This is a genomic window from Rhizobium sp. BK176, assembly GCF_024808055.1.
Genome location: NZ_JANUBV010000014.1, coordinates 167,696 through 181,078, shown reverse-complemented (window position 1 = coordinate 181,078; position 13,383 = coordinate 167,696). Strand labels below are relative to the sequence as shown.

Sequence of the window (13,383 nt, the reverse complement as noted above, 5' to 3'; positions counted from 1 at the left end):
GGCGCCCGCGGCCGCACCGACGTCCCGAAGATCGTCGACTGGTACATGCAGGGCAAGATCGAGATCGATCCGATGATCACCCACACCATGCCGCTGGAAGACATCAACAAGGGCTTCGAGCTCATGCATTCCGGCGAAAGCATCCGAAGCGTGGTACTGTATTGAGACGAGGACGAGGGAATGCGGCGTTGTTTTGAAATGGCCTGCGGCTTTTTCGCAAATTGACCCTGATTTGGGAGCTGTGGGCAGCCAAGGAGGAGGAGCTGAACATGCCAAGTCAAGTATCAATACACCCCGTCCTCGACGGCGGCGTGACGAAGGGCCAGGCGAATTTCAATGGCGGCACGCTGGTCTGCGCCTGCTCCGACCGCCCCGTGAAAGTCGCGATCAAGGGCAACGTCGCCCACAATCACGCCTGCGGCTGCACGAAATGCTGGAAGCCAAAGGGAGCCGTTTTTTCGGTCGTCGCCGTCACCCCGCATGAAAACGTCAGCGTGCTGGAAAATGGTGACAAGCTGCAGGTCGTCGATCCGGACGCGCTGATCCTGCGCCATGCCTGCAAGGCATGCGGGGTGCACATGTATGGACCGGTGGAGAGGGATCATGCGTTCAAGGGGCTCGATTTCATTCATCCGGAACGCTTTCAGGAAGGCGGCTGGGCGGAGCCGACATTCGCCGCCTTCGTCTCGTCGATCATCGAATCGGGCACACCGCCTTCGGCAATGGCGGGTGTCCGTGGCCGCCTGAACGAACTCGGCCTCACGCCCTACGATTGCCTGAACCCGACCCTGATGGATGTCATCGCAACCTGGGTGGCGAAGAAGGCAGGCACGCTCAGGGAAGCCTGACGTCTTGAACGAATGGCAGTCGTTGGCCTAAGAGACCTGAACGAACCGTCGCTACGCGCCCGTCGGGGCCGCGTAGCGTTTCCGTCAAAGCAGATTGAAGTACATGATTTATGTCGATGCAGACGCCTGCCCGGTGAAGCCGGAAATTCTGAAGGTAGCCGAACGCCACGGCATCGAAGTGACCTTCGTGGCCAATTCCGGTCTGCGCCCTTCCCGCGACCCGATGGTCCACAATGTCATCGTCTCGGCCTCCTTCGATGCCGCCGACAACTGGATTGCCGAACATGCCGGCGCAGGCGACGTGGTTATCACTGCCGATGTTCCGCTCGCGGTCCGTTGCGTGGCGACTGGCGCGCTTGTCACCGGCCCGACTGGTCGCGTCTTTGATGATACGAATATCGGGATGGCCAGTGCCATGCGCGATCTCGGTGCCCACTTGCGAGAGACCGGCGAAAGCAAGGGCTACAACGCCGCCTTTGGCCCCAAGGATCGCTCCCGCTTCCTCGAAACTTTCGATCGCCTGTGCCGCCGGGCCAAGGCGCTTACCCCAAGAACGGACGACAAAGAATGAACATCATTTCCCAGACGACCGCCTTCGGCGGCATGCAGGGTGTTTTCACGCACGAGTCCGAGGCCTGCAAGTGCGAGATGACCTTCGCCGTTTTTGTTCCGCCGAAGGCAATCAAGGAGCCCTGCCCGGTCCTCTGGTATCTCTCAGGCTTAACGTGCACACATGCGAACGTCATGGAAAAGGGCGAATATCGGCGCATGGCTGCAGAGCTCGGCCTGATCATTGTCTGCCCGGACACAAGCCCGCGTGGCAATGATGTTCCCGACGAGCTTACCAACTGGCAGATGGGCAAAGGCGCAGGTTTCTACCTGGATGCCACCGAGAAGCCGTGGTCGGAAAACTATCAGATGTATAGCTACATTACCGAAGAGCTTCCGGCCTATGTCAGCCAGCACTTCCGGATGGACATGAGCCGCCAAGGCATCTTCGGCCATTCGATGGGCGGCCATGGGGCCATGACGATCGCACTCAGGAACCCCGAACGCTTCAAGAGTTGCTCGGCGTTCGCGCCGATTGTGGAGCCGTCGACTGCGGACTGGTCGGCTCCGGCGTTCGAAAAGTACGTGGGCGCCGACCGTGCAGCGTGGCGCAAGTATGATGCCTGCGCTTTGGTAAGCGACGGAGCACGTTTTCCCGAGTTTTTGATTGACCAAGGCAAAGCGGATGGCTTCCTCGAAAATGGGCTGCGTCCCTGGCTGTTTGAAAACGTTGTCAAGGAAACCGACATCAGGCTTACCCTGCGCCTGCATGAGCGCTACGACCATTCCTACTACTTCATTTCGACCTTCATGGACGATCATCTGAAGTGGCATGCTGAGCGACTTGCCTAAGGCAAGCAAGAAACGGGTGGTATGGCCAAGGCATGCATTCCTACCTGAGTTGAACCGCTTCCGTTACGGAACGGATTCCATCTGGATCCCGACCGTGTAGGGCGTGGGCTCTGTTCTCAACAAGGAAGATATGATGGCTTGGCTTCTACTTTTTCTCGCCGGACTATTCGAGTGCGGCTGGGCGATCGGTCTGAAATATACCGATGGATTCACGCGTTTTGTGCCGACAACGCTGACGGCCATTTGCATGGTGGCAAGTGTCGTTCTTCTCGGTCTCGCGGTGAAGACGCTGCCAATCGGAACGGCTTATGCTGTTTGGACGGGCATCGGCAGCGTCGGCACTGTGTTGCTCGGGGTGTGGCTGCTGGGCGATCCCGCTACTGCACCGCGGTTACTGTGTATCGTGCTGATTGTCGCCGGGATCGGCGGCTTGAAGTTGACGGCATGACCGGGACTGTGGCCGGTTGCCCGGCCACAGTCCTCAAAAAATCACGCCGCGGCCTTGCGCTGGTCGACCGACAAAGCGCCGGGGCCGGCGAAGACAATGAACAGGAAGATGAAGCAAAACAGGATTGCTGCTTCCCCGCCATTCAGTGCCGGCCAGAATGCCTTTGATCCGTGTGCCATGAAATAAGCAACGGCCATCTGGCCCGACAGGATGAAGGCGACTGGTCGCGTGAACAGGCCAATCAGCACAAGCAGCCCACCGACCACTTCAAGCAGCGCAGCAGCCAAGAGCAAGGGCGGCAATGGTCCTTCCATCTGCGCGGCCGGGAACGCGAAAAGTTTCATCGTTCCGTGTTCAATAAACAGCAGCGCTGCAATGATGCGCAGGGCGGCAAGCGCGTAGGGCTGATATGCGCTCAGTCGTTCCATGTAGACTCTCCTTTTGAGTAAAGACAGCGGAGCGTTAGCTGCTTCACCAATAGGAAAGAAGACACGGATCGCTGACGGGCGATCACTTCCTGTTGATTTTCCTTAGCTTTCCCCACTTTAGACTCCTCAGAGCGGAATATTGTCGTGCTTCTTCCAGGGATTGCTCAGATCTTTGTTGCGGAGCATCTTGAGACCCCGCGCCAGCCGCCTGCGGGTTGAATGCGGCATGATCACCTCATCGACATAGCCGCGCTCGGCGGCAACGAACGGCGATAGGAACCGGTCTTCGTACATCTTGGTATGCGCTGCGATCTTTTCGGGATCTGCAATGTCCTTGCGGAAAATGATCTCGACGGCGCCCTTCGCTCCCATGACGGCGATCTGAGCTGTCGGCCAGGCATAGTTCAAGTCGCCCCTCAGATGCTTCGACGCCATGACGTCGTAGGCACCGCCGAACGCCTTGCGTGTGATCACCGTCAGCTTCGGCACCGTCGCCTCCGCATAGGCGAACAACAGCTTGGCGCCGTGCTTGATGAGACCGCCATATTCCTGTGCGGTTCCCGGTAGGAAGCCCGGCACGTCGACGAAGGTTACAACAGGTATGTTGAAGCAATCGCAGAAGCGGACGAACCGTGCCGCCTTTCGTGAGGCATCGCTGTCGAGCACGCCGGCCAGGACCATCGGCTGGTTTGCGACGAAGCCGACCGTCGATCCCTCAATGCGGCCGAAGCCGCAGACGATATTCTTGGCGAAGCTCGACTGGATCTCGAAGAAATCGCCCTCGTCCACCGTCTTCAGGATCAGCTCCTTGATGTCGTAGGGCTTGTTCGCATTCGCTGGCACCAGAGTGTCCAGGGATGCATCGACATCCGTCACCGATTGGTAACATTCGATTTCCGGCACCGGTGACGTGTTCGACTGCGGGAGAAGATCAATCAGCCGACGAACCTGGAGCAATGCCTCGACATCATTGTCGTAGGCGCCATCGGCAATCGAAGATTTGGTCGTATGCACGGAGGCGCCACCAAGCTCCTCCGCGGTAACAGTCTCGTTGGTCACCGTCTTCACCACGTCCGGACCGGTCACGAACATGTAGGACGTGTCGCGGACCATGAAGATGAAGTCGGTCATCGCGGGCGAATAGACATCGCCGCCGGCGCACGGTCCCATGATGACGGAAATCTGAGGAATGACACCGGATGCGAGCACATTGCGCTGGAATACCTCGGCATAGCCGCCCAGTGCGGCCACCCCCTCCTGGATGCGGGCACCACCGGCATCGTAGATGCCAATGATAGGCGCTCTGTTCTTGAGCGCCATGTCCTGCACCTTCATGATCTTCTCGGCGTGAGCCTCGGAGAGCGAGCCCCCGAATACCGTGAAATCCTTGGCGAAAACGAAGACCGTCCGCCCGTTGACCGTTCCCCAGCCCGTGACCACGCCGTCGCCTGCAATGCGCGACTTCTCCATTCCGAAGTCGCTCGATCGATGCTCGACGAACATGTCGAACTCCTCAAAGGAGTCCTCATCGAGGAACAGATCAATCCGCTCCCGCGCCGTCAGCTTGCCGCGCTGGTGCTGGGCATCGATACGTGCCTTGCCTCCGCCAAGCCGTGCGATGCCGCGGCGACGTTCGAGCTCTTCAAGAATTTCCTTCATGGATACTCCTCGCCGCGGATCGCGCGGCTGGTTCAGGCGCGTCCAGCGCGCAGCGAGAAAGCGGAACGAATGCGAGCGGCAATATCCTCGGCGAGGATCTCGTCGGCTGCTGCGGGGTTGCCGGAAAAGCTTGTCACCTCGAACGCGCTGACGGCAATGACCGATCCGTCGTCAACGGACGCGGCATCGATGCTGACCTTGGCGACATTTCGGCTCTTGTCGAAGCCTTGACCTTTTTCGACCGAGAGAATCCGGATGGTCAACACAACACGCGGATAGACCTCGGTCCGCACCGTGGCATTGATCGCGGCATTCACCCGATCGCCTACACCGGCAAGGATTGTCGGCGATATCTTCTGCGGGCTGACGACAACCGCGCTGCGGACGTCATAAATGGGCGCAGGTTGCTCTCTTGCAAAAATCGAGCACGAGGCCAGGGCGATACAGATAAGCGCAACCCGAAAAAAGCACGACCTGAGCCAGTTCATTCAAAAAATCCGCATCCGCCCCCGATAGACTCGCAGATTTTCGCGATAACCCGGCGCAACGCAACATGTTTCAGCCTTTCAGGGCTAAAAAAACGTCCGTCGCAGCCTTGAAGTCTTCGAAGCGCTTCTCGCGCCGTTCCTCGGCCTCTTCGTCGCTTCCCCAATGCTCGATCGTCCAGTCTTCGTCGAGATGCGCGAGCGACCAGACCTTCTTTGCCGACAGAATGCCTTCCGCAAAGGCAAGCGCCAGCAGCGCGGAACCGGTCAACGTCGTAACGGTATGCAAGGCTGCCAGTGCGGTCGGGCCGTCGTGCCGTCTCAATGCCGATGAAAATGCGGAAATCGCGTCTCCTGGTTGATCGTGATGCATGACGCCTTCGATCAGGATGAAGCGCGCACCGAGTGCGTTTGCGGCCCAATCAAGCACCGGATCCCAAAGCTCTTTCTGACGCTCGACGAGCGCTTCCGGCCCGTCCGCGCGATAGCAAAGAAGGTCACTCGAGGAGAAACGCAGGATATCTTCGAAGACGGCCTGGGTGTCGGTCGCAACCCCGTCGATAGCCGTGTTGACGAGCCGTGTCACAGGCATGGTCGACGGGTCGATGAGCTCGGTCTGTGCTTCCCACTCGCGCACGACGAGTTCTGCGAGCGGCTTCGTGGCCACAACCAGCAGTTTTCGGGCCGGCGTCCGGATTGCCTTGCCGTCCAACTCGATCGAAAAGCCTTCATCGAGTTCCCCGATCGTGACCGCCTTGTAGAAGCGCTTCGGCAATGGCTTCTTCATCTGGATCTGGGCGCGACGGATCGGGTCGGGATGGCTCAATCCTTCCGCTATGTCGTTTAACAGATCACGCATGCTTCACCTCGGAAAAGTGCTTCAAAATATCGCTCGGCTGCCGAACAATACTGTCCGCGCCGGCAGCCACCAGATCGTCCACGCTCGCATAGCCCCAACTTACGCCGACGGCCTTGGCGCCGGCGGCCTTCGCCATCTGCATGTCGTAGACGGCATCGCCGATGACGATGGCATCGGCGGGATTCATGCCGGTCTCGCTGCAGCACTCTACTACCATAGCTGGATGTGGCTTCGATGGGCAGTCGTCTGCGGTGCGCGACACGATAAAATGTGGTGCAAAACCGTGCGTTTCGAGAATATGGACAAGACCGCGACGCGATTTTCCGGTTACCGCGCCGATCAGGATGTCATCATTCTCTGCCAACCCATGAATCAGCGGCTTGATGCCATTGAAAAGCGGTACATCCATTCCGGGTTCGTCGCGAACGCCAGCATAGATTGCCTTGTAGTGCGCCGTCATCGCGATCGCCTCATCGTCAACGTGAGGCTTTCCCTGCATCCGTGCGATCGCGATATCCAACGTCAGCCCGATGATCGACTTCGTCAACGAAACATCAGGCCTTTCATGGCCGAAGTGACGTTCGCGCCATCACCTCATGGATCAGCGCCGCGCTGTCGACCAGCGTTCCATCACAATCGAAAAGTGCGAGTTTCATTCGTCATCATCCCTCTCCTGGGATGCGAGGTCGAGGCCAAGGAGGTTCCACGTCTGCACCATATGAGGTGGCAAGGGCGCGCTTATGCGAAGTCTCCCACCATTGGGGTGAGGAATGTCGATCTTGCGCGCATGCAGGTGCAACCGCTTTTGGATGCCGCCCGGGAAATCCCAGTTCGGGTCGTCGATGAAATATTTGGGGTCGCCAATGATCGGGTGGCCGATATGCAATGCATGGACGCGCAGTTGGTGCGTCCGTCCGGTGTAGGGCTCCATCTCCAGCCACGCGAGGTTCTGCGCGGCGGTTTCCAGGACGCGATAGTACGATACCGCGTGATCGGCACCCTCTTCGCCATGTTTGGCGATACGCATCCGGTCGCCGTCGGCGGTCGCCTCCTTGACCAGCCAGGTCGATATCTTGTCCTCGTGCTTGCGCGGAACGCCTCTCACCAGCGACCAATAGGTCTTCTTGGTATCGCGCTCGCGAAACGCTGCCGTCAGCTTTTGTGCAGCGCCTCGGGTACGGGCAATAACGAGGACGCCCGAAGTGTCGCGGTCAAGGCGATGCACGAGCCGCGGCTTCTCGCCTTTTGGATTGGTCCATGCTTCGAGCATCTTGTCGACATTCCGCGTCACACCGGACCCGCCCTGCACGGCAAGACCGGCTGGCTTGTTCAAGACGATCACCTTGTCGTCTTCATGGAGGACCATGCGCTGCAGAAGCTCGTAGTCACCCCCGTGTTTCAGGTCGTGGGCAGCGATCGGCGTGTTTTTCGACTTGGCATCGACATCGAGCGGGGGCACGCGTACCACCTGCCCTGGCTGCACCCGCGCATCCGTTTTCACGCGCCCGCCGTCGACACGTACCTGCCCGGAACGCATGAGTTTCTGAAGCGGGCCAAAACCGAGACCGGGGTAGTGAATCTTGAACCAGCGATCCAGCCGCATGCCGGCCTCATCGGGTTCCACCGTTATATGTTCAATCCCAGCCATTCGTGCTCTTTCGGAAAATGTCGCTCGCGCCAAACGCGGCCTTTCCGGCTGCCTTTAGAGCATTTTTGCCGAAAACGGAAACCGTAATCTCACAAGATTGCGCGCATGAGCGCCAGGCCGGCGATGACCGCTGCCATCGACAGACCGACACTGGCAACGATATAAACGGCGCCGGAGACCGCCGCACCACGTTCGAACAGCGAGATCGCATCCAGCGAGAATGCCGAGAAGGTCGTGAAGCCGCCAAGAAAGCCGGTGATCAGCAGCAAGCGCAATTCCGGCGATGCGTCGAAGCGCCGAGCGATCATTTCCGCGAATACGCCAATAACGAAGCAGCCGACGACGTTGACGGTTAGCGTTCCCCACGGAAAGGCCGGCCCGGCGAGCCTGAGAGCCCACTGGCCGACATAGTATCTAAGGAGGGAACCAATTGCGCCGCCGCCGGCGACAAGGAGGGCCTGAACCATGAGTCGTCTCTTTCTGCTCGCGCCGGACATTCCAACCATCTCCGGCGAAGATCAAGATGCATAAAATGCCAGCGAATAATTTAGCCAGTTAAGAATATCGGACGCCTATTTTGGAACGATGACAGTCTTGGTCGGTACCATATCCGCGAACACCGCTGCCGCAGCGTTTGAAACGCTGCGGATTCCTCAGCGCGTCTCCGCAAGCACGGCTGCCAAAGAAGCGCGCCGCGCCGCCGACCGTCAAACCAGGGCCGCCAGCGGCCAAGACGTCGAAGAGGCGGCCAATATCATCCAGTCGACGGAGGTCGCGCTGGACCTGATGACGATGGGCCAACGGCAGCCACAGGCAGGTTTGCAACAGGCCCTGGATCTTTACAGCGACAACTGAGTTTCGCCCGCCGCCTCTCCGACGTAGCCCCCGCACGCAAAAGCCACGCGACAAAAATTTGCTCGGCGGCGACATTCCCCCTTGCCAAGTACAGTCCTGGCCAGATAATTGCCTCGACCTTGTTGGGAGAAGCCGGTCATCTGCGACCGGTGCCGAAGGAGCAACCGCCCCGGAAACTCTCAGGCCAAAGGACCAGCAAGGGGCAGACGGAACTCTGGAGAGAAGCGTTCTCGAAACGCTCGCCGAAGGGATAACAATCTCAGGCATAGGGACAGAGGGGGCTCGAAGTGCAAGGCGCAACCGCGCCTGAAGATTTGAGCCCGCGCATGGAATTCCAGGCGCAAACCCCGGAGGCGTCGTTGGACGATACTGCTGCCCTCAAGAAAACCCCGCTGCATCAGCTGCATCTGTCGCTTGGCGCCCGTATGGTGCCCTTTGCTGGCTATGACATGCCGGTGCAGTACCCGGCCGGCGTCATGAAGGAGCACATCCAGACCCGCACCTCCGCCGGCGTCTTCGATGTCTCCCATATGGGCCAGGTCGTCATCAAGGCGAAATCGGGAAAGTACGAGGACGTCGCGCTAGCGCTAGAAAGCCTCGTTCCTGTTGATATTCTTGGCCTCGCGGAAGGTCGCCAGCGCTACGGTTTCTTCACCGATGACAATGGCTGCATTCTCGACGATCTGATGATCACGCATCTCGACGATCATCTCTTCGTCGTCGTCAACGCCGCTTGCAAGGATGCCGACCTTGCGCACCTCCAGAAGCATCTCGCCGCCACCTGCGACATCACGGTGCTCGACCGGGCGCTGATCGCGTTGCAGGGGCCCCGCGCCGTGGAAGTGCTGGCGGAACTCTGGGCCGATGTCGCCGCGATGAAGTTCATGGACGTCCGGCATTGCCGATTGCACGACGTTTCCTGTCTCGTTTCGCGCTCCGGCTACAGCGGCGAAGACGGCTTCGAAATCTCAATCCCCGCGGATAAGGCCGAGGATGTCACCAAGCGGTTGCTTGAGCACCCGGATGTGCAGCCGATCGGCCTGGGTGCCCGCGACAGCCTGCGTCTCGAGGCTGGCCTTTGCCTTTATGGCAACGATATCGACACGACCACCACGCCCGTCGAGGCCGCGTTGGAATGGGGCATGCAGAAGGCCCGCAAGTCGGGCGGCGCTCGTGCCGGCGGTTTTCCGGGCGCGATGCGCATCCTCGCCGAACTCGATAACGGCGCTACCCGCCGCCGCGTCGGCCTGAAGCCCGAGGGCAAGGCCCCGGTTCGTGGCCACGCCAAGCTCTTTGCCGATTCTGAGGGCAAGACTGAGATCGGGGAAGTGACCTCGGGTGGCTTCGGCCCTTCTGTCGACGGTCCTGTCGCGATGGGTTACGTCCCGGTCGCTCAGGCAGCCGTTGGAACGCAAGTCTATGCCGAAGTGCGCGGCAAGTACCTGCCCGTCACTGTCAGCGCCCTTCCCTTTATTACACCGACCTACAAACGCTAAACCATTTTCCGGAGAGAACAATCATGCTGAAGTTTACCGAAGAACACGAGTGGCTGAAGATTGAAGGCGGCGTCGCGACGGTTGGGATTACAACCTACGCAGTCGAGCAACTCGGCGACCTCGTTTTCGTGGAACTGCCGGAAGTCGGCACCACCTTCTCCAAGAACGACAATGCGGCCACCGTCGAGTCCGTAAAGGCTGCTTCTGACGTCTATTGTCCGCTTGACGGCGAAATCACCGAAGTGAACCCCGCCATCGTGGCCGATCCGTCGCTGGTCAATTCGGATCCTCAAGGGTCTGGCTGGTTCTTCAAGCTGAAGCTTGCCAATGCAGCCGATGCCGATGGCCTGCTCGATGAAGCGGCCTATAAGGAGCTCACCGCGTAATGACGACGCCGACCGAATTCCAGTTTACCGACTACCAGCCTTACGACTTCGCCAATCGTCGTCACATAGGCCCCTCGCCGGCCGAAATGACCGACATGCTGAAGGTCATCGGCTACAACAGCCTCGACGGGCTGATCGACGCGACCGTGCCGCCCTCCATCCGCCAGAAAGCGCCACTCGTCTGGGGCGCGCCGATGACGGAGCGCGAGGCGCTCGACAAGCTGCGCGAAACCGCCAACAAGAACAAGGTCCTGACCTCGCTGATCGGCCAGGGCTACTACGGCACGATTACGCCGCCGGTTATCCAGCGCACCATCCTGGAAAACCCGGCCTGGTACACTGCCTACACGCCCTACCAGCCCGAAATCAGCCAGGGTCGCCTCGAGGCACTCCTGAACTACCAGACGATGATCTGCGACCTGACCGGTCTTGACGTCGCCAACGCCTCGCTGCTCGACGAAGCGACTGCCGCTGCCGAAGGCATGGCCATGGCCGAGCGCGTTTCCAAGTCGAAGGCCAAAGCCTTCTTCGTCGATGCTGACTGCCATCCGCAGACGATCGAGCTGATCAAGACCCGTGCGGAACCGCTCGGCTGGAGCGTCATCGTCGGCAACCCCTTCACCGATCTGGACCCGGTCGACGTCTTCGGCGCCATCTTCCAGTATCCGGGCACGCATGGCCATGTGCATGATTTCACCGGCCTGATTTCGCGCCTGCACCAGACCGGCGCCATCGCCATCGTCGCGGCGGATATTCTGGCGCTGACGCTTCTGAAGTCGCCCGGCGAGATGGGCGCTGACATTGCCATCGGCAATTCGCAGCGCTTCGGCGTTCCGGTCGGCTATGGTGGTCCGCATGCTGCGTACATGTCGGTCAAGGACGCGCACAAGCGCGCCATGCCCGGCCGCCTTGTCGGCGTCTCCGTCGATGCCCGCGGCAACCGCGCCTACCGCCTGTCGCTGCAGACGCGTGAGCAGCACATTCGCCGCGAAAAGGCGACGTCGAACATCTGCACCGCGCAGGTGCTGCTCGCCGTTATGGCCTCGATGTACGCCGTCTTCCATGGCCCCAAGGGCATCAAGGCGATCGCCCAGCAGGTCCACCAGAAGGCCGTGCTGATGGCCAAGGGCCTGGAAAGGCTCGGCTACACCATCGAGCCGGAAACCTTCTTCGACACCATCACCGTCGATGTCGGCCACATGCAGGGCGTCATCCTGCGCGCCGCGGTCGCCGAAGGCGTCAACCTGCGCAAGGTCGGCGCCACCAAGATCGGCATGTCGCTCGACGAGCGCACTCGCCCGGCGACGCTGGAAGCCGTCTGGCGCGCTTTCGGCGGCAATTTCGCCGTGGCGGATTTCGAGCCCAGCTATCGCCTGCCCAAGGGCCTCGCCCGCACCAGCGAGTACCTGACGCATCCGATCTTCCACATGAACCGCGCCGAAAGCGAGATGACCCGCTATATCCGCCGTCTTTCGGACCGCGACCTGGCGCTCGACCGCTCGATGATCCCGCTCGGCTCCTGCACGATGAAACTAAATGCGACAGCCGAAATGCTGCCGATCACCTGGCCGGAATTCTCGGATATCCATCCCTTCGTGCCCGCTGACCAGGCGCTCGGCTATCGAGAGATGATCGACGACCTGACGGAAAAGCTCTGCGCCGTCACAGGCTACGACGCCTTTTCCATGCAGCCGAACTCCGGCGCGCAGGGCGAATATGCGGGCCTGCTTACGATCCGCAACTACCATATCGCCAATGGCAACGGTCACCGCGACGTCTGCCTGATCCCGACTTCGGCGCACGGCACCAACCCCGCCTCGGCGCAGATGGTCGGCATGAAGGTCGTGGTCGTCAAGGTTCGCGACAACGGCGATATCGACATGGATGATTTCCGCGCCAAGGCGGAGCAGTATTCGGAGAACCTCTCCTGCTGCATGATCACCTACCCCTCGACACACGGCGTCTTCGAAGAAACCGTCAAGGAAATCTGCGACCTCGTGCACAAGCATGGCGGCCAGGTCTATCTCGACGGTGCCAACATGAACGCCATGGTCGGCCTGTCCCGCCCAGGTGACATCGGCTCCGACGTGTCCCACCTCAACCTGCACAAGACGTTCTGCATCCCGCATGGCGGCGGTGGTCCGGGCATGGGTCCGATCGGCGTCAAGGCGCATCTGGCACCCTATCTTCCGGGCCATCCGGAGAGCGACGGACGCCCCGGTGCTGTCTCGGCGGCGGCCTTCGGTTCGGCTTCGATCCTGCCGATCTCCTGGAGCTACTGCCTGATGATGGGCGGCGAAGGGCTGACGCAGGCGACCAAGGTGGCGATCCTCAACGCCAACTACATCGCCGCCCGGCTGAAGGGCGCCTACGGCGTGCTCTACAAGTCAGAGGCCGGTCGCGTGGCGCATGAGTGCATCATCGACACCCGCCCGCTGGTCGATAGCGCCGGCGTCACCGTCGACGATGTCGCCAAGCGCCTGATCGACTGCGGCTTCCACGCGCCGACCATGAGCTGGCCGGTTGCCGGCACGCTGATGATCGAGCCGACGGAATCGGAAACCAAGGCCGAGCTCGACCGGTTCTGCGAAGCCATGCTGGCAATTCGCCAGGAAGCCCGCGACATAGAGGAAGGCCGTTCCGACAAGCAGAACAACCCGCTGAAGAACGCCCCGCACACGGTCGAAGATCTGGTCGGCGAGTGGGACCGTCCCTACAGCAGAGAACAGGCCTGCTTCCCGCCCGGCGCCTTCCGCGTCGACAAATACTGGTCTCCGGTCAACCGTGTCGACAACGTCTTCGGCGACCGCAACCTGATCTGCACCTGCCCGCCGCTCGAAAGCTACGCTGAAGCTGCGGAATAATATGCA

Annotated in this window: 14 protein-coding genes, 2 pseudogenes and 2 riboswitches; of the genes and pseudogenes, 9 read left to right on the top strand and 7 right to left on the bottom strand. The window is 60.3% G+C overall.

The window, feature by feature from the left end; translation table 11 throughout:
• From FHT76_RS30285 to FHT76_RS30265, 5 genes and pseudogenes are all read left to right on the top strand, one after another.
• Nucleotides 1-165: pseudogene (locus tag FHT76_RS30285) on the top strand (S-(hydroxymethyl)glutathione dehydrogenase); the annotation flags it as partial.
• 104 nt (nt 166-269) lie between these two features.
• Nucleotides 270-848 (top strand): S-(hydroxymethyl)glutathione synthase, encoded by a 579-nt coding sequence (gene gfa / locus FHT76_RS30280; protein ID WP_183862546.1) that lies wholly within the window; start codon nt 270-272, stop codon nt 846-848.
• A 103-nt stretch (nt 849-951) separates the two neighbouring features.
• On the top strand, nt 952-1,419 hold the full coding sequence (locus tag FHT76_RS30275) for a YaiI/YqxD family protein (protein ID WP_183862548.1): 468 nt from the start codon (nt 952-954) through the stop codon (nt 1,417-1,419).
• Nucleotides 1,416-2,249 carry an S-formylglutathione hydrolase gene (fghA, locus tag FHT76_RS30270; RefSeq protein ID WP_183862550.1) on the top strand — a complete coding sequence of 278 codons (834 nt, stop codon included), beginning with the start codon at nt 1,416-1,418 and terminating at the stop codon, nt 2,247-2,249. Before FHT76_RS30275 ends, fghA begins: the two co-directional genes overlap by 4 nt.
• A 133-nt stretch (nt 2,250-2,382) precedes the next feature.
• Entirely contained in the window at nt 2,383-2,697 is a 315-nt protein-coding gene (locus FHT76_RS30265) for a multidrug efflux SMR transporter (RefSeq protein WP_183757411.1), read from the top strand.
• A gap of 41 nt (nt 2,698-2,738) precedes the next feature.
• Here the strand turns inward: FHT76_RS30265 and FHT76_RS30260 are convergent, their stop codons facing one another.
• The 7 genes and pseudogenes from FHT76_RS30260 to crcB form a co-directional block, all read right to left on the bottom strand.
• Complete coding sequence (locus tag FHT76_RS30260) at nt 2,739-3,125, bottom strand: DoxX family protein (protein ID WP_183757412.1); 387 nt, start codon at nt 3,123-3,125, stop codon at nt 2,739-2,741.
• Between the two features lie 126 nt (nt 3,126-3,251).
• The gene (locus tag FHT76_RS30255; protein WP_259128568.1) at nt 3,252-4,784 is read right to left on the bottom strand and encodes an acyl-CoA carboxylase subunit beta; all 1,533 of its coding nucleotides are present in this window, start codon (nt 4,782-4,784) and stop codon (nt 3,252-3,254) included.
• Between the two features lie 32 nt (nt 4,785-4,816).
• Nucleotides 4,817-5,272 carry a hypothetical protein gene (locus FHT76_RS30250; protein ID WP_183862555.1) on the bottom strand — a complete coding sequence of 152 codons (456 nt, stop codon included), beginning with the start codon at nt 5,270-5,272 and terminating at the stop codon, nt 4,817-4,819.
• A 70-nt stretch (nt 5,273-5,342) separates the two neighbouring features.
• Entirely contained in the window at nt 5,343-6,128 is a 786-nt protein-coding gene (locus tag FHT76_RS30245; protein ID WP_183757415.1) for an ATP12 family chaperone protein, read from the bottom strand.
• Nucleotides 6,121-6,784: pseudogene (locus FHT76_RS30240) on the bottom strand (HAD-IA family hydrolase). Before FHT76_RS30240 ends, FHT76_RS30245 begins: the two are co-directional and overlap by 8 nt.
• Nucleotides 6,781-7,776 (bottom strand): RluA family pseudouridine synthase, encoded by a 996-nt coding sequence (locus FHT76_RS30235; protein WP_183862559.1) that lies wholly within the window; start codon nt 7,774-7,776, stop codon nt 6,781-6,783. Before FHT76_RS30235 ends, FHT76_RS30240 begins: the two are co-directional and overlap by 4 nt.
• 89 nt (nt 7,777-7,865) lie before the next feature.
• Complete coding sequence (gene crcB, locus FHT76_RS30230; RefSeq protein ID WP_183862561.1) at nt 7,866-8,243, bottom strand: fluoride efflux transporter CrcB; 378 nt, start codon at nt 8,241-8,243, stop codon at nt 7,866-7,868.
• Between the two features lie 118 nt (nt 8,244-8,361).
• On the opposite strand from crcB, the gene FHT76_RS30225 reads away from it, so the two are divergent.
• The 4 genes from FHT76_RS30225 to gcvP all read left to right on the top strand — a co-directional run bounded on the left by FHT76_RS30225 (nt 8,362) and on the right by gcvP (nt 13,377).
• On the top strand, nt 8,362-8,631 hold the full coding sequence (locus FHT76_RS30225) for a hypothetical protein (protein WP_183757418.1): 270 nt from the start codon (nt 8,362-8,364) through the stop codon (nt 8,629-8,631).
• A 113-nt stretch (nt 8,632-8,744) separates the two neighbouring features.
• Nucleotides 8,745-8,832: riboswitch (glycine riboswitch) on the top strand.
• A gap of 3 nt (nt 8,833-8,835) precedes the next feature.
• Nucleotides 8,836-8,916: riboswitch (glycine riboswitch) on the top strand.
• A gap of 74 nt (nt 8,917-8,990) precedes the next feature.
• Nucleotides 8,991-10,127: a glycine cleavage system aminomethyltransferase GcvT gene (gene gcvT / locus FHT76_RS30220; protein WP_183862563.1), complete on the top strand. Its 1,137-nt coding sequence runs from the start codon at nt 8,991-8,993 to the stop codon at nt 10,125-10,127.
• A gap of 23 nt (nt 10,128-10,150) precedes the next feature.
• Complete coding sequence (gene gcvH, locus FHT76_RS30215; protein ID WP_259128563.1) at nt 10,151-10,513, top strand: glycine cleavage system protein GcvH; 363 nt, start codon at nt 10,151-10,153, stop codon at nt 10,511-10,513.
• Entirely contained in the window at nt 10,513-13,377 is a 2,865-nt protein-coding gene (gene gcvP, locus FHT76_RS30210; protein ID WP_183862565.1) for an aminomethyl-transferring glycine dehydrogenase, read from the top strand. The genes gcvH and gcvP overlap by 1 nt, the downstream gene beginning before the upstream one ends.
• The last annotated feature ends 6 nt before the right edge of the window (nt 13,378-13,383 follow it).